15 protein-coding genes and 1 pseudogene are annotated in these 17,431 nt (G+C 63.1%); 7 read left to right on the top strand and 9 right to left on the bottom strand.

Features of this window, described 5'->3' with window-relative positions; genetic code table 11:
- Nucleotides 1–22 precede the first annotated feature (22 nt).
- The gene (locus PFZ56_RS28975; protein WP_170001658.1) at nt 23–928 is read right to left on the bottom strand and encodes a LysR family transcriptional regulator; all 906 of its coding nucleotides are present in this window, start codon (nt 926–928) and stop codon (nt 23–25) included.
- 114 nt (nt 929–1,042) lie between these two features.
- Between PFZ56_RS28975 and PFZ56_RS28970 the strand changes: the two genes are divergently transcribed.
- The gene (locus PFZ56_RS28970) at nt 1,043–1,927 is read left to right on the top strand and encodes an MBL fold metallo-hydrolase (RefSeq protein ID WP_102880719.1); all 885 of its coding nucleotides are present in this window, start codon (nt 1,043–1,045) and stop codon (nt 1,925–1,927) included.
- A 76-nt stretch (nt 1,928–2,003) separates the two neighbouring features.
- Nucleotides 2,004–2,618 carry an NAD(P)-dependent oxidoreductase gene (locus tag PFZ56_RS28965; RefSeq protein WP_110651388.1) on the top strand — a complete coding sequence of 205 codons (615 nt, stop codon included), beginning with the start codon at nt 2,004–2,006 and terminating at the stop codon, nt 2,616–2,618.
- 116 nt (nt 2,619–2,734) lie between these two features.
- Here the strand turns inward: PFZ56_RS28965 and PFZ56_RS28960 are convergent, their stop codons facing one another.
- Nucleotides 2,735–3,616: a LysR substrate-binding domain-containing protein gene (locus tag PFZ56_RS28960; protein ID WP_110594969.1), complete on the bottom strand. Its 882-nt coding sequence runs from the start codon at nt 3,614–3,616 to the stop codon at nt 2,735–2,737.
- 153 nt (nt 3,617–3,769) lie between these two features.
- Between PFZ56_RS28960 and PFZ56_RS28955 the strand changes: the two genes are divergently transcribed.
- Nucleotides 3,770–5,407 carry a 5-guanidino-2-oxopentanoate decarboxylase gene (locus PFZ56_RS28955; protein WP_170001660.1) on the top strand — a complete coding sequence of 546 codons (1,638 nt, stop codon included), beginning with the start codon at nt 3,770–3,772 and terminating at the stop codon, nt 5,405–5,407.
- On the top strand, nt 5,404–6,852 hold the full coding sequence (locus PFZ56_RS28950) for an aldehyde dehydrogenase family protein (protein ID WP_170001662.1): 1,449 nt from the start codon (nt 5,404–5,406) through the stop codon (nt 6,850–6,852). The genes PFZ56_RS28955 and PFZ56_RS28950 overlap by 4 nt, the downstream gene beginning before the upstream one ends.
- A 25-nt stretch (nt 6,853–6,877) precedes the next feature.
- Here PFZ56_RS28950 and PFZ56_RS28945 read toward each other — a convergent pair whose 3' ends face one another.
- On the bottom strand, nt 6,878–7,807 hold the full coding sequence (locus tag PFZ56_RS28945) for an AraC family transcriptional regulator (protein ID WP_102860520.1): 930 nt from the start codon (nt 7,805–7,807) through the stop codon (nt 6,878–6,880).
- Nucleotides 7,808–8,135: 328 nt separating this feature from the next.
- Between PFZ56_RS28945 and PFZ56_RS28940 the strand changes: the two genes are divergently transcribed.
- Together PFZ56_RS28940 and PFZ56_RS28935 are read left to right on the top strand one after the other, a co-directional pair.
- Entirely contained in the window at nt 8,136–8,501 is a 366-nt protein-coding gene (locus PFZ56_RS28940; RefSeq protein ID WP_102880714.1) for a putative quinol monooxygenase, read from the top strand.
- 9 nt (nt 8,502–8,510) lie between these two features.
- Entirely contained in the window at nt 8,511–8,783 is a 273-nt protein-coding gene (locus PFZ56_RS28935; protein WP_102880713.1) for a hypothetical protein, read from the top strand.
- Nucleotides 8,784–8,792: 9 nt separating this feature from the next.
- On the opposite strand, the gene PFZ56_RS28930 is transcribed toward PFZ56_RS28935, so the two are convergent.
- Together PFZ56_RS28930 and PFZ56_RS28925 are read right to left on the bottom strand one after the other, a co-directional pair.
- Entirely contained in the window at nt 8,793–9,422 is a 630-nt protein-coding gene (locus tag PFZ56_RS28930; RefSeq protein ID WP_170001664.1) for a flavin reductase family protein, read from the bottom strand.
- Between the two features lie 164 nt (nt 9,423–9,586).
- Nucleotides 9,587–10,039, bottom strand: coding sequence for a heme utilization protein (locus PFZ56_RS28925; RefSeq protein WP_170001666.1), 453 nt, complete (start codon nt 10,037–10,039; stop codon nt 9,587–9,589).
- 420 nt (nt 10,040–10,459) lie between these two features.
- Here PFZ56_RS28925 and PFZ56_RS28920 point away from each other — a divergent pair.
- A pseudogene (locus PFZ56_RS28920) lies at nt 10,460–10,645 on the top strand (hypothetical protein); the annotation flags it as partial.
- 97 nt (nt 10,646–10,742) lie between these two features.
- Here the strand turns inward: PFZ56_RS28920 and PFZ56_RS28915 are convergent.
- From PFZ56_RS28915 to PFZ56_RS28900, 4 genes are all read right to left on the bottom strand, one after another.
- On the bottom strand, nt 10,743–12,065 hold the full coding sequence (locus tag PFZ56_RS28915) for an MFS transporter (RefSeq protein ID WP_047305837.1): 1,323 nt from the start codon (nt 12,063–12,065) through the stop codon (nt 10,743–10,745).
- Between the two features lie 284 nt (nt 12,066–12,349).
- Nucleotides 12,350–13,684 carry a sigma-54 dependent transcriptional regulator gene (locus PFZ56_RS28910; protein ID WP_110651394.1) on the bottom strand — a complete coding sequence of 445 codons (1,335 nt, stop codon included), beginning with the start codon at nt 13,682–13,684 and terminating at the stop codon, nt 12,350–12,352.
- On the bottom strand, nt 13,678–15,444 hold the full coding sequence (locus PFZ56_RS28905) for an ATP-binding protein (RefSeq protein ID WP_102880709.1): 1,767 nt from the start codon (nt 15,442–15,444) through the stop codon (nt 13,678–13,680). The genes PFZ56_RS28910 and PFZ56_RS28905 overlap by 7 nt, the downstream gene beginning before the upstream one ends.
- A gap of 153 nt (nt 15,445–15,597) precedes the next feature.
- Entirely contained in the window at nt 15,598–17,121 is a 1,524-nt protein-coding gene (locus tag PFZ56_RS28900; protein WP_102860526.1) for a fumarate hydratase, read from the bottom strand.
- Nucleotides 17,122–17,431 lie beyond the last annotated feature (310 nt).

The following is a 17,431-nucleotide window of genomic DNA, read 5'->3' as shown; positions in this document are numbered from 1 at the left end:
GTATTGAACCGCTGGATCGTGTCTACAGCCCCACATCCCAGAGCGGTTCCTGGGGAAACCTGAGCACCAGGAAATCCAGCATGCTGCGCAAGGTCGCCGGCATGTGCTTGCGCGAGGCGTAGACCGCATACATGTTCATCTTGCGGGGTTCGGCATGGGTCAGCAGGCGCACCAGTTCTCCCCGCTTGATGTACTCCCCGGCCTGGTAGCTGGGCAGCATGGCGATGCCGGCGCCGGCTACTGTGGTGCGCAACAGGGTACTGGCTTCGTTGGCGCTGATATTGCCCTGTACCGGTACTGACACCTGCTCGCCGTCTTGTTCGAAATGCCACAAGCTTTTGCCGAAGTAGGAGTGGGTCAGGCAGTTGTGTTGGCTCAATTCCTCCACCCGTTGTGGCGCCGGGTGCTCCTGGAGGTAGATCGGTGAGGCGCAGATCACCGAGCGACAGACGGTCAGGCGTCGGGCGATCAGGTTCGGGTCCAGGTCGTTGCTGGTGCGGATCGCCAAGTCGATACGCTCGTCCACCAGGTTCACTGTGCGGTCGAGCATCTGCAGATCGATGCTCACACCGGGATAACGTTTGACGTAGTCGGCCACCGCCTCCGCCAGTTGTGACTGGCCAAACGAGGTGCTGACGCTGATGCGCAGCAGCCCGCGGGGCGCATCGTCAGGCTCGCCCACCGCAGCCTGCATATCGTTGGACAGCTCCAGCATCTGCCGGCAGCGGGGCAGGATCTCGCCGCCGGCCGCGGTCAGGCTGAGTTTGCGCGTGGTGCGGTGCATCAACCGGGCGCCGACCCAATCCTCCAGCTCCGCCAGATAACGTGAAACCACCGGCCGTGAAAGGTCCAGGTGGTCAGCGGCGGCCGACTGGCTGCCCAGGTCCACAACGGTGACAAAGACCCGCATTGCTTGGAGACGATCCATGATTTGCCCGCTTTCAGAAACAAACTATGTTCAAGCATCGCATTTTTTGTAACGAGTCTGGCAACTAAGCTTTGTCCACTTCTCACCAAGCCAACAGATGCTGGAGCTGCCCTCATGATCGGATTCACCTCTCTTAAACGCCTGCTGCTGGCCACCGCCACCCTGGGTTTTGCCGCCCATGCCGCAGCCGCCGAGCCCAGCCTGAAGCTGGATGTCTACAACCCGGGGGCCAATGCCATCTTCCCGGTGACCTCGGTACTGGTCAGCGGCAAGAAGGACGCGATCCTGGTGGATGCCCAGTTCGGCAAATCCCAGGCCCAGCAACTGGTGGAAAAGATTCGTGCCAGTGGCAAGCACTTGACCACCATCTACATCAGCCACGGTGATCCGGATTACTACTTCGGCCTCGACACCCTGACCAAGGCTTTCCCTGATGCCAAGGTTGTTGCCTCACAACCCACAGTGGATCACATCAAGGCCACGGTGGATGGCAAGCTGGCGTTCTGGGGCCCGAAAATGGGCGCTGACGTTCCGGCCAAGACCATCGTGCCCGGCGTACTCAAGGGCCACAGCCTGACCCTGGAAGGGCAGAAGCTCGAAGTCATCGGCCTGGACGGCAAGCAACCGGATCGCAGCTTTGTCTGGATTCCGTCGATCAAGGCGGTAGTCGGTGGTGTGGTGGTCGCGGAAAACATCCACGTATGGATGGCCGATACCCAGACCCCGCAGTCTCACCAGGACTGGCTGAGCACCCTGAAGACCATTGAGGGCCTGAACCCCAAGACCGTGATTCCCGGGCACTTCCTCGGCGACAGCGCACGCTCCCTGGCCCCGGTGCACTTCACCGCGGACTACATCAAGGCCTTCGATGAAGAGACGGCCAAGGCCAAGGACTCTGCTGCGCTTATCGCGGCCATGAAAAAGCGTTACCCGGACCTGGGCGAAGACAGTTCCCTGGAACTGAGCGCCAAGGTTGCCAAGGGCGAAATGAAGTGGTGAAACCGGTTTGACCCGCTCCCCTCGGGGAGCGGATGCCCCTGTACTCTTTCAGAACCCAGCCAACTGGAGACATGTCATGAGCAAAATCGCAATCATTGGTGCAACCGGCCGTGCCGGCAGCCAACTGTTGGAAGAGGCCCTGCGTCGTGGTCACAGCGTCACCGCCATCGCCCGCAACACGGCGAAGATCGGCCAGCGTGCCGGCGTGCTCACCCGCGAAGTGGATGTGGCCGACAGTGCTGCATTGCAAGCGGCGGTAGCCGGCCACGATGTGGTGATCAGTGCCGCGCATTTTTCCACCATCCCGGCCGATGCCATCATCGATCCGGTGAAAAAGGCCGGGGTCAAGCGTCTGCTGGTGGTGGGCGGTGCCGGTTCGCTGTTGCTGCCCGGTGGTGGCAAGGTCATCGACAGCCCCGGTTTTCCGGAGGAGTACAAGGCCGAGGCCAGCGCCGGTGGCGTGTACCTGGACACCTTGCGCAAGGAGCAGGATCTGGACTGGACGTTCCTCTCGCCATCGGCGGAGTTCGTTGAGGGTGAGCGCACCGGGCAGTTCCGCCTGGGCCAGGACGATCTGCTGGTCAATGCCCAGGGGCGCAGTTGGATCAGCTTCGCCGACTACGCCATCGCCATGCTCGATGAAGTGGAGAAGCCGGCCCACCGCCGCCAGCGCTTCACCGTCGGTTACTGATGAGCGGCCGATTGCCCCGGTAGCCGCCTGCCGTTGGCGGTTATCGGGGAGTTCCGATCAGTGTTGAAGGCCCTCGCGGGCCTTTTTGCTGTCTGCCGGCATCAGGGTTTTCTCATTCAGCGCTGTTTGGCCTGCTCCACCAGCCAGTCCAGCAGTTCCTGCAAGGCCGCCGCAGGCCCAGGGTGCTCCGGGTAGACCAGATAGTACGCCTGGCCCGTCGGGATCTTCAGTTCAAAAGGCATGACCAGCCGTCCGGCACTCAGGTCGTCGCCAATCAACGCCCAGTCGCCAATCGCCACGCCCGTTCCCTGGGACGCCACGGACATCGCCAGGTCCAGGGTCTCGAAATGCTGACCCTTGCCCAGGGTATTGAGTGGCGTGCCGGCGGCTTTCAGCCAACTTTGCCAGTCCCGTTGATCGTGGGAGGGATGCAGCAGCAAGTGCTGTTGCAGGTCTGCCGGTTTCTTGAGGGGCACCGGGCCCTCCAGCAGCGGTCGCGAGCAGACCGGCGTCAGTTGTTCATTGAACAGGTGACGCGAACCCAGGGTCGGGGACGGCGGGGCTCCGTACATGACGGCGGCATCGAAGGGTTCGCGGCTGAAATCCACGCCGTGCTGAATGGTGGTGGTCAGTTGCACCGGTACATCCGGGCGTTCCCTCTGCCACTGCAGCAGCCGTGGCAGCAGCCAGCGCATCACACAAGTCGGCGCCTTGAGGCGCAGGTTGCGGCTCTGCCCACCGATGTCATCCACCGCGCCATTGATCAGTTCGAATACCTGCTGCACCCGCGGCAACCATTGCGCCCCTTCGTTAGTGAGGCTCAAGCCCCGGGCATGGCGCTGGAACAACGGATAACCCAGATGGCTTTCCAGGCCGGCAATTTGTCGGCTCACCGCTCCTTGGGTGATGTGCAACTGCTCGGCAGCGCGCGTGAAATTGCAGCACTGGGCGGTGACCAGAAAGGTGTGCAGTGCGGGCAGGGGAGGCAAGCGTTTCATGGGCAGCCAAGGCATGACGTGAGGACATGGCTAGTATGACTTTTTATCCATTGTTGCGGCTACAGCCTCACCGTTCCAATAGCCCTCCCGACGTCTGCTGAGTTTTTCAGTCGGCAGTCAGTCGGGTATTCCACCAATAAGAAGGGCGATGAGATGGCGACGTGCGGCGAAGTACTGGTCAAGTTACTTGAAGGTTATGGGGTTGAGCAGGTGTTCGGCATTCCTGGGGTGCATACCGTCGAGTTGTATCGCGGCCTGGCCCGCTCGCCCATCCAGCATGTCACCCCGCGCCATGAGCAAGGTGCCGGTTTCATGGCCGACGGCTACGCCCGCACCAGCGGCAAGCCCGGTGTGTGTTTCATCATCACCGGCCCCGGCATGACCAACATCACCACCGCCATGGGCCAGGCTTATGCGGACTCGATTCCCATGCTGGTGATCTCCAGCGTGCAGACCCGCAGCCAGCTGGGTGGCGGGCGCGGCAAGCTCCATGAGTTGCCGAACCAGAGTGCGCTGGTCAGCGGCGTGGCGGCGTTTTCCCATACCCTGATGAGCGCCGATGAATTGCCAGTGGTGCTGGCCCGGGCTTTCGCCCTGTTCCAGGCTGGACGTCCACGTCCGGTGCATATCGAGATTCCTCTCGATGTACTGGTTCAGGATGCCGATCATCTGCTGGCCAGCGAGCCGGTAACCATTGCCCGTGCCGGTGCCGCCCCGGACGCTGTCGCCCGGATGAGTCAGCTGCTGGCGATGGCCAAGCGCCCGCTGATCCTGGCCGGTGGCGGCGCCATTGATGCGGCCGCTCCCCTGACCCGTTTGGCGGAACTGCTGCAGGCTCCGGTGGCCCTGACGATCAACGCCAAGGGCATGTTGCCGTCGGCCCACCCGCTGCTGATTGGCTCCACCCAGTCATTGGTGGCAACCCGTGCCCTGGTGGCCGAGGCCGACGTGGTGCTGGCCATCGGCACCGAACTGGCGGAAACCGATTACGACGTGACCTTTGCCGGCGGCTTTGAAATTCCCGGGGCCTTGCTGCGGATCGATATCGATGCCGATCAAACGGTGCGCAACTACCCACCGAAAGTGGCACTGGTGGCCGATGCCGGGAACGCAGCCCAAGCCCTGCTGGCAGAGCTGTCCCGGCAAACCTTGAGCGAGCGCAGCAGCGATTGGGGCCAGGCCCGCGCCGCGGCCTTGCGCAGCGAACTCGAGAACCTGTGGGATACGCCGACCCGGGCCCAGACCCTGTTTCTGGAAACCGTGGTCCAGGAGTTGCCGGAGATCGTCCTGGTGGGCGATTCCACTCAGCCGGTGTACAGCGGCAACCTGACGTTCAATCCTGAGCAGCCGCGGCGCTGGTTCAACTCGTCCACCGGCTACGGCACCCTGGGTTATGCCTTGCCGGCCGCCATCGGCGCCTGGCTCGGGGGCGCTTCCCAGTCCAGTCAGCGGCGACCGGTGGCTTGCCTGATCGGCGACGGCGGCTTGCAGTTCACCCTGGCGGAGCTGGCCTGCGCCGTGGAAGCCCGCACGCCGATCATCGTCCTGCTGTGGAACAACCAGGGTTATGAAGAGATCAAGAAGTACATGGTCAATCGTGCCATCGAGCCAGTCGGCGTCGACATCTACACCCCGGATTTCATTGCCGTGGCCAAGGGCCTCGGGTGCGCAGCCGAGCGCATCGACAGTGTCGAACAACTGCGTGCGGCCCTGCGCATGGCCGTTGACCGCCAGGGACCGACCTTGATTGAAGTTGACCAGAATCGCTGGACTCAAGGAGTACAGGCATGAGTTCGCCGCACCTGTTGAACGGTGTGTACATCGACGGCCAATGGTCGGCAGGCAGCGAGCACCTGCAGGTGATCAACCCGTCCACCGAGGCGCCCTTGGCCTGGGTGGCAGGCGCCGGGCCGCAAGCCGTGGATCAGGCGCTGCGGGCCGCTACGGCGGGGCTTGCCCGCTGGGCGCAAAGCAGTGGCAGCGAGCGTGCCGCCGTGCTGCGCAAGATCGCTGCCGGCGTGGCCGAACGCCGGGAGCGGCTGATGCACCTGCAGTCGAGCAACAACGGCAAGCCGCAGTTCGAGGCGGCCATGGATGTGGACGATGTCATCGCCACCTTTGAGTACTACGCCGGGCTGGCCGAGGAGCTGGAGGCGACCCAGGATGCGAATGTGCCGCTGCCCAGTGAGGATTTCAGCGCGCGCCTGCGTCGTGAGCCCTGTGGCGTGGTCGGGCTGATCGTGCCGTGGAATTTCCCCATGGTCACCACGGCCTGGAAGTTGGCGCCCGCCCTGGCCGCCGGCTGCAGCGTGGTGCTCAAGCCCTCGGAAGTCACCCCGCTGCCGGAGCTGGAGCTGGCGGCGATCATCGCCGAAAGCGGCTTGCCCAACGGGGTGTTCAACCTGGTCTGCGGGACGGGCCTGGCGGTCGGTGCGCCTTTGGCGGCGGACCCGCGAGTGGCGAAGATTTCCTTCACCGGCAGTAATGCGGTGGGCGTCCAGGTCATGCAGCGGGCGGCGGAAACCGTCAAGGGCGTGAGCCTGGAACTGGGGGGCAAGTCATCCTTGCTGGTGCTGGCGGATGCCGACCTGGACCTGGCGGTGGAGCTGGCCTGTGGCGGTGGCTTCTTCAATGCCGGGCAGATGTGCTCCGCCACCAGCCGGGTACTGGTCGCCGACGAGCTGGCCGATGAATTCCTCTTGCGGCTCAAGGCCCGGGCCGAAGGCATTCGGGTGGCCGACCCGTTCGACCCCGAGGTGGTCATGGGCGCCCTGGTGAACCAGGCGCAATACCACAGAGTACTGGCGCACATCGATCGTGGCCTGAATGTCGGTGCCAAGCTGGTGTGTGGCGGCGGCCGCCCGGCCGGGTTGCAGCAGGGCTTTTTCATCCAGCCCACGGTGTTCACCGAGGTGCCGCTGGACAGTGCCCTGTGGCGTGACGAAATCTTTGGCCCGGTGCTCTGTGTGCGCAGTTTCAGCAGCGAGCAAGAGGCGATCGAACTGGCCAATGACAGCGAGTTCGGCCTGGTGGCCAGTGTGGTGGGGGCGGACGTGGACAATACCGAGCGGGTGGCCAATGCCCTGCAGGCCGGCCTGGTGTGGATCAACGCCCCCCAGGTGATCTTTCCCCAGACTGCCTGGGGCGGCTACAAGCAGAGCAGCATCGGCCGTGAACTGGGCCCCTGGGGCCTGCAAGCCTTCCAGGAGCTCAAGCACGTAATCCGCGCGCTGTAGGCGCCGGCTTGCCGGTGAACCCGGGTTACCCGCCAACCCGCAGGCGCGCCATGTCCCGCAAGGGCGGCGCGCCAAACAGTCGGCTGTACTCACGGCTGAACTGAGACGGGCTTTCATAGCCGACTCGATACCCCGCCGCCGAAGCTTCCAGACCTTCGGCCAGCATCAAGCGCCGGGCTTCCTGCAGACGCAGCTGTTTCTGGTACTGCAAGGGACTCATGGCGGTCATCGCCTTGAAGCGGTGGTGCAGGGTCGACACGCTCAGGTTCACTTCCCGGGCCAGGTCATCGATGCGCAACGGCTGCACGAAATTGCCGTTGAGCCACTTGATGGCCTGGTTGACTCGGTGACCCTGGCTGTTGGCGGTGGCGATCTCGTACAGACGGTGGCCCTGGGGGCTGCGCAGCAGGCGATAGAGAATTTCCCGACGCACCAGCGGCGCGAGCATGGCGATGTCTTTCGGGGTGTCCAGCAGGCGGGTCAGGCGCAGCACGGCGTCCAGCATCGCCGGGTCCAGGCGCTCTACGTACAGGCCCCGTCCGGTGGGCCGGGCGGGCACGCCCAGAGGGCCGGCGTCGGCGATCAGTGCATTGATTTCCCCAGGGTCGATGTCCAGGCGCAGGGCCAGGATCGGCTCTTGCGGCGAAACGATCGCCACCTTGCCGCTCAGTGGCACGGAAACCGACACCACCAGGTAATTCAGCGGGTCGTAGTTGTAGCTTTCATCGGCCAGGCGCACTTCCTTGCGGCCCTGGGCCATGATGCACAGCGCCGGTTGCGCCAGCACCGAGCCGAAGTGATGGGAAGTGCTGTGGCGCGAGACAAACAGCGAGTCGATGGCAGTGGCATAGCTGCCATCTTCAGTGGTGTTGCGCGCAATGATCGCGGCCAGTTCTACGCGCTGGCGTTCCATCTCCGGAGCCAGGGGCGGCGGCAGGGTATCCAGTGATGACATGGGGCGCCTCGGGGTGTTTGCAGTCGACACAGCTTAAGTTTGTGCAAGAGTCGCGGGTAGGCGAATTCTGCGTAAAACTTGCCTGATCCTGCTGCTTGCGCGCGAGATAGACAAGATGAGCCGATGCTCGGGGGCTTCACTTGCTTGAAACACCGTTGTAACGCTTCTGTGCCCTGTCGCCGCCCATGCGCTGCAGCAGCGGGCTTGTCGCAGGATTGGGCAAATCAACGGCAGAAATCGACTAACGCGCAAGTGGGCCCGCCCCGTATCGTTGATTCTGTCGCAGCCCGTCCCCGGCTGCCTCGACAACACCCTGGGAGGGTTCCACATGTCCACGCATATTCCCGTCAGTCACATGGCTTTTGTTCGGGCCCGAGCCGGGCGCTCCACGGAGTTGGGTGCGCGCTTGAGTAGCCTGATCGAACCATCGCGCCAGGCCAGCGGTTGCCTGCACTTTGCTCTGCAGCATTCGCAGTGCGATGCCGACCTGTGGCTGGTGTCCGGCTTCTGGAGCAGTCAGCAGAGCATGACCGCCTATTTCAACTCGCCAACCATGGCCATCTTCGCCGAGCTGGTGCAGGACCTGGTGGTCAACAGCCTGGACTTCCACACCTTCAGCACGGTGTCGGCGCTTGAGGCTCATGGAGAGTACGCGCAGCTACAGCGTGCGCCACTGCACAAGCTGGCCAGTTGAAGGTTTAGAATGGCCGACTTTCCATTGGCCAGGATCAGCAACATGGCACGTAAAGAGTTTGCACACTACGAAGCAGTTTCCGCTGTGGTTCCAGGGGAGGGGGGATACAGCGCAGCGATCGCCGTCAAAGCCCTGGGCGCTTCAGGGGCTCCACGTTTTCATAAGGTTCTGGTTGAGCAGACATTCAAGACCGCTCACGAAGCCGACCAGGCTGCCGCGCAACAACTCGAACAGCTGGCCGACGTCGATCAAGACGGCGAACTGAGCTTTCACCGTCACTGAGTCGCCGAACTACCTGACCGCTCCCGGGCGGTGCATCTTGAACAGGGCTTCTGGTCCCAGCTGGAAGTAGTCCGCCGGTCCGCCGCCGCGCAGAATGGGTTCTGCCGCGGCGGTATCGTAGATCCCGTCCTTGAGCAGCCACTTGGCGATATGCACGGCGACCACTTCGCCGAGGATCAGCCAGCTCGGCACCGGCTCCTTGTCCGCACGCTGCAACTGAATGATCTGGGTGACCTTGCATTCGAAGGACACCGGGCTCTGGGCAACCCGGGGCACGCTGATGATCTTCGAGGCCACGGTCTTCAACCCGGCCAGTTCGAACTCGTCGACCTCGGCGGGGACCGTGGCGCAGCTCTGGTTCATCTGCTCGGCCAGGGGCCGGGTGGCCAGGTTCCAGGCGAACTCTCCGGTGGCCTCGATGTTATTCAGGCTGTCTTTGCGCCCGACGCTGGAGAACCCGATGATCGGCGGAATGTAGTTGAAGGCATTGAAGAAACTGTAAGGCGCCAGGTTCAGCCGGCCTTGTGCATCCTGGGAAGAAATCCAGCCAATGGGACGCGGGCCGACGATGGCATTGAACGGGTCATGGGGCAGGCCGTGGCCTAGGGCAGGTTGGTAAAAGTGGATATCGTCGGACATGGCTCAAGGTTCCTGCTGTGGGGCGAGTGAAGGGCGCCATAGTGCAGTGCGCTCTGGTCGAATTCCAGCGTCCCGGCCTCGGTTGATCCAGGGGTCGAAAGATTTTCCTCGGCCAGAAAAGACTAAGCCCGGCCGAAGCCGGGCTGTGGTGTCAGGTGAATCGATCAACTGATGGTGGCGGAACCGGTGCGGTCGTAGCCATCGGCGGCGAAGGTAGCGGAGCCGGTGCGGTCGTAGCCGTCTTCAGCAAGGGTGGCGGAACCGGTGCGGTCATAGCCATCGGCAGCGAAGGTGGCTGAGCCGGTGCGGTCGTAGCCGTCGGCAGCGAAGGTAGCGGAGCCGGTGCGGTCGTAGCCGTCTTCAGCGAGGGTGGCGGAACCGGTGCGGTCGTAACCGTCGGCAGCGAGGGTGGCGGAACCGGTGCGGTCGTAACCGTCGGCAGCGAGGGTGGCGGAACCGGTGCGGTCGTAACCGTCGGCAGCGAAGGTAGCGGAACCGGTGCAGTCGTAACCGTCGGCAGCGAAGGTGGCGGAACCGGTGCGATCGAAACCGTCAGCGGCGAAGGTATTGGCAGTCAGTACCGACAGGGTCAGGGCGAGGATCAGTTTGCTTTTCATGGTGGTGACTCCAGGTTTGTTGAGGTGTTTGCGTTGGGCTTGGAATGAATCCTACTCCTGTAAATTTGATTAAAAAGCGCAAATTAATGCTAATTAAAATCGAATTTACCGATATGTAGGCCGTCATTACTGACCACCGGTTACCGCACCCAGGCCTCACTACAGATACGTGCCAAGTCGCAACTTGGATTCACTGTCAGACTGCGCATGCGCCATTAACTGATCATTAATTGTTCAGGTAGCGGATAAAACAGCACAAAAAACCTTCAGCGGTTATCTCAGCCAGCCCCATGACAGACCCACTCGAAGGCACCGCCGTGAGTTTCCTTGCCCGTGAACAAACTCCCCCAGACCACCCAGGCCTTCTGGGTCATGAACATCGGCGCGACGATCCCGGATAACACCGCTGGTGATCTGTCGTTGATGGTCCGGCCGTTTGGCGCGAATGTGCGCGACTTCCTCAGCAAGCCCCATGAAAAGGGCGGCCTTGACTTCGGCATCATCGGCTCGTTGGCGGGATTGACGGGGATTGTGCTGGTGATGATCGTGGGGGCGACCTGGGCCCAGAACCGCTATGGGCGCCAGGGCACCGCCGCACTTGCCTGATCTGTTGATCATCTGTAGGAGCCGGCTGGCCGGCGAAAGCCTCCCCACAGATCGCGAAAAAATCGCCCGGGCCTTGCACCCGGGCGCCGTTTTTCTATCAGTCGGTCTCGATCCGCGAATGCTTGCGGGTGTCCTTCATGGTCGCGTAGACCAGCAACGAACAGGCAATACAGGCGGTGACGTACCAGTAGTAGCCGGTTTCCATACCGATGCTCTTGAACCACAGGGCGATGTATTCCGCGGTGCCGCCAAAGATCGATACGGTCAGCGCGTAGGGCAGGCCCACGCCCAGGGCACGGATTTCAGTGGGGAACAGCTCGGCCTTCACCACCGCGTTGATCGAGGTGTAGCCACTGACGATGATCAGTGCCGCCATGATCAGGAAGAACGCGCCCCACCAGGTCTGGATGGTGTGCAGGGTGGTGAGGATCGGCACGGTGAACAGGGTGCCGAGGATGCCGAAGGCAATCAGGATCGGCCGCCGGCCCACCTTGTCCGAGAGTGCACCGATCACCGGCTGCAGGCACATGAACAGGAACAGCGTGGCGGCAGAAATGGTGGTGGAGTCGGAAATGCTCATGCCGACGGTGTTCACCAGGTATTTCTGCATGTAGGTGGTGTAGGTGTAGAAGGCCAGGGTGCCGCCCATGGTCAGGCCGACCACGGTCATCAGTTCCTTGGGATGACGCATCAGGGTGCGCATCAGGCTTTCTTTTGGCTTCTCTTTCTTCTTGGTGAAGGACTCGGTTTCCTCCATGCCGCGACGCAGGTACAGGGCCACGACCGCACACAGGGCACCGATGCCGAACGGAATCCGCCAGCCCCAGGATTGCAGCTCCTCGGTGGTCAGAATGTTCTGCAGCACGATCAGTACTCCCAGGGCGATGAGCTGACCGGAGATCAGGGTCACGTACTGGAAGCTGGAGAAGAAGCCACGACGTTCCTTGGTCGCCATCTCGCTGAGGTAGGTGGCCGAGGTGCCGTATTCACCGCCCACCGACAGGCCCTGCATCAGGCGCGCCAGCACCAGCAGGATGGGGGCGCCGACGCCGATGGTTTCGTAACCCGGGGTCAGGGCGATGATCAGCGAGCCGAAGCACATCAGCAGCACCGAAGCCATCAGCGCGGCTTTACGGCCTTTGCGGTCGGCGTACAGGCCCATCAGCCAGCCACCGATCGGGCGCATCAGGAAGCCCACGGCGAAGATCGCGGCGGTGTTCAGCAGTTGCGCGGTGGTGTCGCCCTTGGGGAAGAAGACTTTGGCGAAGTACAGCGAGAATGCCGCGTAGACGTACCAGTCGTACCACTCGACCATGTTGCCCACGGAACCGCTGAAGATCGACTTCAGGCGGCTGGCGGTGGTCTTTTCGGTGGCGGATGCAGCCGCCGACCCGGCAGGCAGGGTATTAGAGATATCCATGACGGACCCTTCTATTCATTGTTTTTGTGGAGCGCGCGCAAGCGCAGCCTGCTGGGGCTATAGCAGGACCTGTGCCAAGGACAAGAAGCCCGGGCTAGAGGGGTTTGATCGCTGGTGATGAGCGGAAATCCGCCTATGGATGCCTGCGGGGTAGGCGGGAAATTGCCGAAAGGTGCGCGGCACCTGGGAGGCGCGTTCGGGCGGCTTGCCGTTTGCAGGTGTGGGTGGGGCTGCACCTGGCTTGAGGGCTTGTTCGCCGGCAAGCCGGCTCCTACAGGCGGGGGTTATGGGTCTTTGAGGAACATTTCCCGGGTCAGGCCGTGACGCTGCATTTTTTCATTCAGGGTCCGGCGCGGCAGTTGCAGTTCGTTGAGCACGGCCTTGATCTCGCCCTTGTGGCGAGTCAGGGCAGCGCGCAGGCACTGGGCTTCGAAGGCTTCTTGCTGCGCGGCCAGGGATTGGCCGGCTTCGAGGACTTCGGCTTCCGGCTCCCCGAGGCCCAGCACCTGACGCTCGGCGGCGTTGGCCAGTTCGCGCACGTTGCCCGGCCAGTCGTGACTGAGCAGGCGGCTCAACTGGGCGCCACTCAAGGGCGCGACGCTGCGCCCCAGGCGCTCGGCGGCGGCCTGGGCGAAGTGTTCGTAGAGCTGTGGAATATCCTCGCGGCGCTCACGCAGTGGCGGCAGGCGCAGTTCGGCGACGGTCAGGCGATAGGCCAGGTCTTCGCGAAAGCGTCCGGCCCGGGCCTCCTCCAGCAGGTCGGGCTTGGTGGCGGCGATCACCCGCAGGTCGACCTTGATGCTCTGGTTGGAGCCCAGGCGTTCCAGTTTCTGCTCCTGCAGCACCCGCAGCAGCTTGACCTGCTGGGCAAGGGGCATGCTTTCGATCTCGTCGAGAAACAGCGTGCCGCCATGGGCGTACTCCAGCTTGCCGATGCGCTTGCCCTGGGCGCCGGTGAAGGCGCCGCTTTCATGGCCGAACAACTCGGCCTCGAACAGCTGCTCGGGGATCGCTGCGCAGTTCAGGGCGACAAAGGGCTTGCCGGCCCGGGGACCGAAGTCGTGCAGGCAGCGGGCGATCAATTCCTTGCCGCTGCCGGTTTCACCTCGGATCAGCACATTCACGGGCAAGGCGGCCAGATCCAGTACCTGGCGGCGCAGGGTCTGCAGGGCCCGGGACATGCCGAGCAGGGTGGCGTCGAGCTTGGCCCGGCTGTCAGCCTGCTGGTGCAGGCGACGGTTTTCCAGGACCAGGCGGCGTTTGTCCAGGGCCCGGCGCAGGCTGCTGAGCAGGGTGTCGGGGCTGAAGGGTTTTTCCAGGAAGTCATAGGCACCGTCGCGCATGGCCTCGACCGCCATGGGCACGTCACCGTGACCGGTCAGCAGGATGATCGGCAGGTCGGGGTCCAGGCGCTGGACCTGGGCCAGCAGCTCCAGGCCGCTGATACCGGGCATGCGCACATCGCTGAGGATCACCCCGGGGAAGTTCTTCGGCAGTTGCGCCAGGCAATCCTCGGCGCGGCTGAACAGCTGGACCTCGAACCCCGACAGGCTCAGCCATTGTTCGACGGCGGTACGGATGCTGGCCTCGTCATCCACCACGATTACCGAGTTCAGCATTGGATGTGCGCCTCCAGATCGATGGGCAGGCTGAGAGTGAACACCGCGCCCTGATCCTGGTTGGCGGCGCTCAAGCGTCCCCCCAGTTCATGGACGATGGCGTAGGACACGGCCAGCCCCAGGCCCAGGCCATCGCCCACCGGCTTGGTGGTAAAGAACGGGTCGAACACGCTCAGCAGGTGCTCTTCGGCGATCCCGCCGCCGTTATCGGCGACCCGCAGTTGCCACAATTGGTCCTCGGCTTCGAGGCTGATCTGCAGGTGCTTTTCAGGCTTGTTCTGCATGGCGTCGAGGGCATTGCGCAGCAGGTTGATCAGCACCTGCTCCAGGCGGATGGCATCACCGCGAACCCAGGCCGGGCGGGTCAGGTGCAGCTCGATCTGGATGTTTTCGGCACGCAGCCGGGTTTCCAGCAACTGCAGCGACTGGTCCACCACCGCAGCCAGATCCAGGCGTTCGCGCAGGCCGCTGGGGCTCTTGCGGGCGAAGGTCTTGAGGTGGCTGGTAAGGGCGGCCATGCGGGTCAGCATGTCGTCCAATGGTCGCAGGGCTTTGTAAGCCTCATCCACCCGGCCGTGATCCAGCAGCAGCCGCAGCGTGGCAAGCTGCATGCGCTGGGCGGTCAGGGGTTGGTTGATTTCATGGGCCAGGGCCGCGGACATCTGCCCCAGGGCGGCCAGCTTGGCCGATTGCACCAGGCCTTCCTGGGCGGTGCGCAGATCTCGAGTGCGTTCCTGGACCAATTGCTCCAGCTCTTCACGGTTGCGCTGACGGATTTTCCCCAAGCGCCAGCGTTGGCTGAGGAACAGCAACAGGAACACCAGGGTCAGCCAGGCACCGGCGGCCGCCAGCCCGGCATTGCGGCTTTCCTCGAAAGCGCTGGCCGGCTTGCGCAGCAGGTGCAGGGTCCAGCCTTCGGCGGTCAGCGGCAGGGATTCCCAGAGATAGTTGGCCACGCCCTCGGGGCCTTCGACCTGGACCAGTCTGCTGTTGTCGTCGAATGTTTGCAGGGTCGTATGTTGCAGCGCCGTCAGCGGTTGCTTGTCGTACTGACGGGTCAGCTTGATCTCCGCCAGGTCGTTTGCGGACAGCGGTTGCAACTGCCGGTAACGCCAGCCGGGCTGGTTGGCGATAAAGATGATGCCCCGGGCGTCGCTCACCAGCAGGGTGTCGTTGCCCTGGCTCCATTCATGCTCCAGTTCGGGGAACTCCAGCTTGACCACCATGGCCCCGAGGAAGTCCTCGTTGTCGGCCTTGACCGCGCTGGAGAGGAAATACCCCGGAATGCCGCTGGTGACGCCCACGGCGTAGAAACGCCCGCTGCCCTGGCTGCGGGTCTGCTTGAAGTAGGGGCGAAAACCATAGTTGTGGCCGACATAGCTGCTGGGCAGTCGCCAGTTGCTGGCCGCCACGGCCAGGCCTTCATGATTCAGCAGTTCCAGGGTCGAGGAGCGGGCGGCGCCGTTGATCTTTTCCAGTTTGCGGTTCAGTGCATCCTGGGTGTCTGCCGTCACCGGGCCCTGAAGTGCCGAACGCAGTTCCGGGTCCAGGGCCAGCACCGCTGGCAGGGCGCGATAGCGTTCAATCAGGGTGTGCAGCGAGTTGGCATACAGCCCTAGCTGTTCATTGGCTCGGGCGGCATCCTCCACCAGCGTCTGGCGTTCGGCGTGGCGCATGGCCAGGCCGGCGCTGATGACGGTGCCAGCGAGAATAACCAGGATATAGAACGTCAAGCGGAGAGGGCGAGAGATCTGGGCCATGAGTCGGGGCAGGCTGCAATGGGGGCGGGAACGATAGCATGAGCGACGGGTGGAACGTTGATCGCCGACAGTGTCGCGAAAGTACGCGGCATAAAAAAAGCGACGGGCTGTTGTCTCAACAGCACCGCCGCTTTGGCCAAACGTGAGAAGGGCTTACTGCACTTCTACCGCCAGGCTGTCACTGATCTTTTTCTGCCAGATGGCAGGACCTGTGATGTGGACCGACTCGCCCTTGCTGTCGACGGCGACGGTCACTGGCATGTCCTTGACCTCGAACTCGTAGATCGCTTCCATGCCCAGTTCGGCGAAGGCCAGGACCTTGGACTTCTTGATCGCCTGGGCCACCAGGTAGGCGGCGCCGCCGACGGCCATCAGGTACACGGCCTTGTTGTCCTTGATCGCGTCGATGGCGGTCGGGCCACGCTCGGACTTGCCGATCATGCCCAGAAGGCCGGTCTGCTCGAGGATCTGCCGGGTGAACTTGTCCATCCGCGTGGCAGTGGTCGGGCCGGCCGGGCCCACCACTTCGTCGCCCACCGGATCAACCGGGCCGACGTAGTAGATGAAGCGACCCTTGAGGTCTACCGGCAGGGTTTCACCCTTGTTCAGCATCTCCACCATGCGCTTGTGCGCCGCGTCGCGACCGGTGAGCATCTTGCCGTTGAGCAGTACGGTCTCGCCCGGCTTCCAGCTTTGCACGTCTTCCGGGGTCAGGGTGTCGAGGTTGACCCGACGTGCCGACGGACCGGCTTCCCAGACGATTTCCGGGTAGGCGTCCAGAGGTGGCGCTTCCAGTGCGGCCGGGCCCGAGCCGTCGAGCACGAAGTGCGCGTGACGGGTGGCGGCGCAGTTGGGGATCATGCACACCGGCAGGGAGGCGGCGTGGGTCGGGTAGTCCATGATCTTCACGTCGAGCACCGTGGTCAGGCCACCCAGGCCCTGGGCGCCGATGCCCAGTTGGTTGACCTTCTCGAACAGCTCCAGGCGCATTTCTTCAATGCGGTTGGACGGGCCGCGAGCCTTGAGCTCGTGGATGTCGATGGATTCCATCAACACTTCCTTGGCCATCACCGCAGCCTTCTCGGCGGTGCCGCCGATGCCGATGCCCAGCATGCCCGGTGGGCACCAGCCGGCACCCATGGTCGGTACGGTCTTGAGGACCCAGTCGACGATAGAGTCGGACGGGTTGAGCATGGCCATCTTCGATTTGTTCTCGGAGCCGCCGCCCTTGGCCGCCACGTCCACTTCCACGGTGTTGCCGGGAACGATGGAGTAGTGGATCACCGCCGGGGTGTTGTCCTTGGTGTTTTTCCGGGCGCCTGCCGGGTCGGCCAGGATGGAAGCGCGCAGGACGTTTTCCGGCAGGTTGTAGGCGCGACGCACGCCTTCGTTGATCATGTCGTCCAGGCTCATGGTGGCGCCGTCCCAGCGCACGTCCATGCCCACGCGAACGAACACGGTGACGATCCCGGTGTCCTGGCAGATCGGCCGGTGGCCGGTGGCGCACATGCGCGAGTTGATCAGGATCTGTGCCATGGAGTCACGAGCGGCCGGCGATTCCTCGCGCAGGTAGGCCTCGTGCATCGCCTGGATGAAGTCCACGGGGTGGTAGTAGGAAATGAACTGCAGGGCGTCGGCAACGCTCTGAATCAGGTCGTCTTGCTTGATCACGGTCATGAGTCGCGCTCCTCTAAAAGACGGGAACATTTAATAAGGTGGCTGCAGCAGGGTGTATCGGTCGGTTGCAGACACCTTCTAAGGCACGCCGGACAGACAACTGGCGCGACGCTAAAAAGGCGCGGCAGTATACCGCGCCTGGGAGTCCGGCACACCCGCCAGCCGGGCAAACGAAAGTCGCCCATCGGATGGGCACTGTTCTTGCCTGAATCAGCGGCAAAACCGCAGAACACGGCTTAAAATTTGGATAGTCATTTGTCGGGCGCAGCACTAAAGTTGCAACTGGCCAGCAGGGTAGGAAACTCTTTAA

Origin of the sequence: Pseudomonas danubii (genome assembly GCF_042980055.1) — a bacterium.
Taxonomy (GTDB): domain Bacteria; phylum Pseudomonadota; class Gammaproteobacteria; order Pseudomonadales; family Pseudomonadaceae; genus Aquipseudomonas; species Aquipseudomonas danubii.
The sequence above is the reverse complement of the archived record's forward strand: the minus strand, read 5'-3'. Positions and strand labels throughout refer to the sequence as shown.

Excerpts from the sequence above, each read along its gene's own strand:
- PFZ56_RS28975 (WP_170001658.1), bottom strand. The coding sequence starts at position 928 with ATGGATCGTCTCCAAGCAATGCGGGTCTTTGTCACCGTTGTGGACCTG.
- PFZ56_RS28970 (WP_102880719.1), top strand. The coding sequence starts at position 1,043 with ATGATCGGATTCACCTCTCTTAAACGCCTGCTGCTGGCCACCGCCACC.
- PFZ56_RS28965 (WP_110651388.1), top strand. The coding sequence starts at position 2,004 with ATGAGCAAAATCGCAATCATTGGTGCAACCGGCCGTGCCGGCAGCCAA.
- PFZ56_RS28960 (WP_110594969.1), bottom strand. The coding sequence starts at position 3,616 with ATGAAACGCTTGCCTCCCCTGCCCGCACTGCACACCTTTCTGGTCACC.
- PFZ56_RS28955 (WP_170001660.1), top strand. The coding sequence starts at position 3,770 with ATGGCGACGTGCGGCGAAGTACTGGTCAAGTTACTTGAAGGTTATGGG.
- PFZ56_RS28950 (WP_170001662.1), top strand. The coding sequence starts at position 5,404 with ATGAGTTCGCCGCACCTGTTGAACGGTGTGTACATCGACGGCCAATGG.
- PFZ56_RS28945 (WP_102860520.1), bottom strand. The coding sequence starts at position 7,807 with ATGTCATCACTGGATACCCTGCCGCCGCCCCTGGCTCCGGAGATGGAA.
- PFZ56_RS28940 (WP_102880714.1), top strand. The coding sequence starts at position 8,136 with ATGTCCACGCATATTCCCGTCAGTCACATGGCTTTTGTTCGGGCCCGA.
- PFZ56_RS28935 (WP_102880713.1), top strand. The coding sequence starts at position 8,511 with ATGGCCGACTTTCCATTGGCCAGGATCAGCAACATGGCACGTAAAGAG.
- PFZ56_RS28930 (WP_170001664.1), bottom strand. The coding sequence starts at position 9,422 with ATGTCCGACGATATCCACTTTTACCAACCTGCCCTAGGCCACGGCCTG.
- PFZ56_RS28925 (WP_170001666.1), bottom strand. The coding sequence starts at position 10,039 with ATGAAAAGCAAACTGATCCTCGCCCTGACCCTGTCGGTACTGACTGCC.
- PFZ56_RS28915 (WP_047305837.1), bottom strand. The coding sequence starts at position 12,065 with ATGGATATCTCTAATACCCTGCCTGCCGGGTCGGCGGCTGCATCCGCC.
- PFZ56_RS28910 (WP_110651394.1), bottom strand. The coding sequence starts at position 13,684 with ATGCTGAACTCGGTAATCGTGGTGGATGACGAGGCCAGCATCCGTACC.
- PFZ56_RS28905 (WP_102880709.1), bottom strand. The coding sequence starts at position 15,444 with ATGGCCCAGATCTCTCGCCCTCTCCGCTTGACGTTCTATATCCTGGTT.
- PFZ56_RS28900 (WP_102860526.1), bottom strand. The coding sequence starts at position 17,121 with ATGACCGTGATCAAGCAAGACGACCTGATTCAGAGCGTTGCCGACGCC.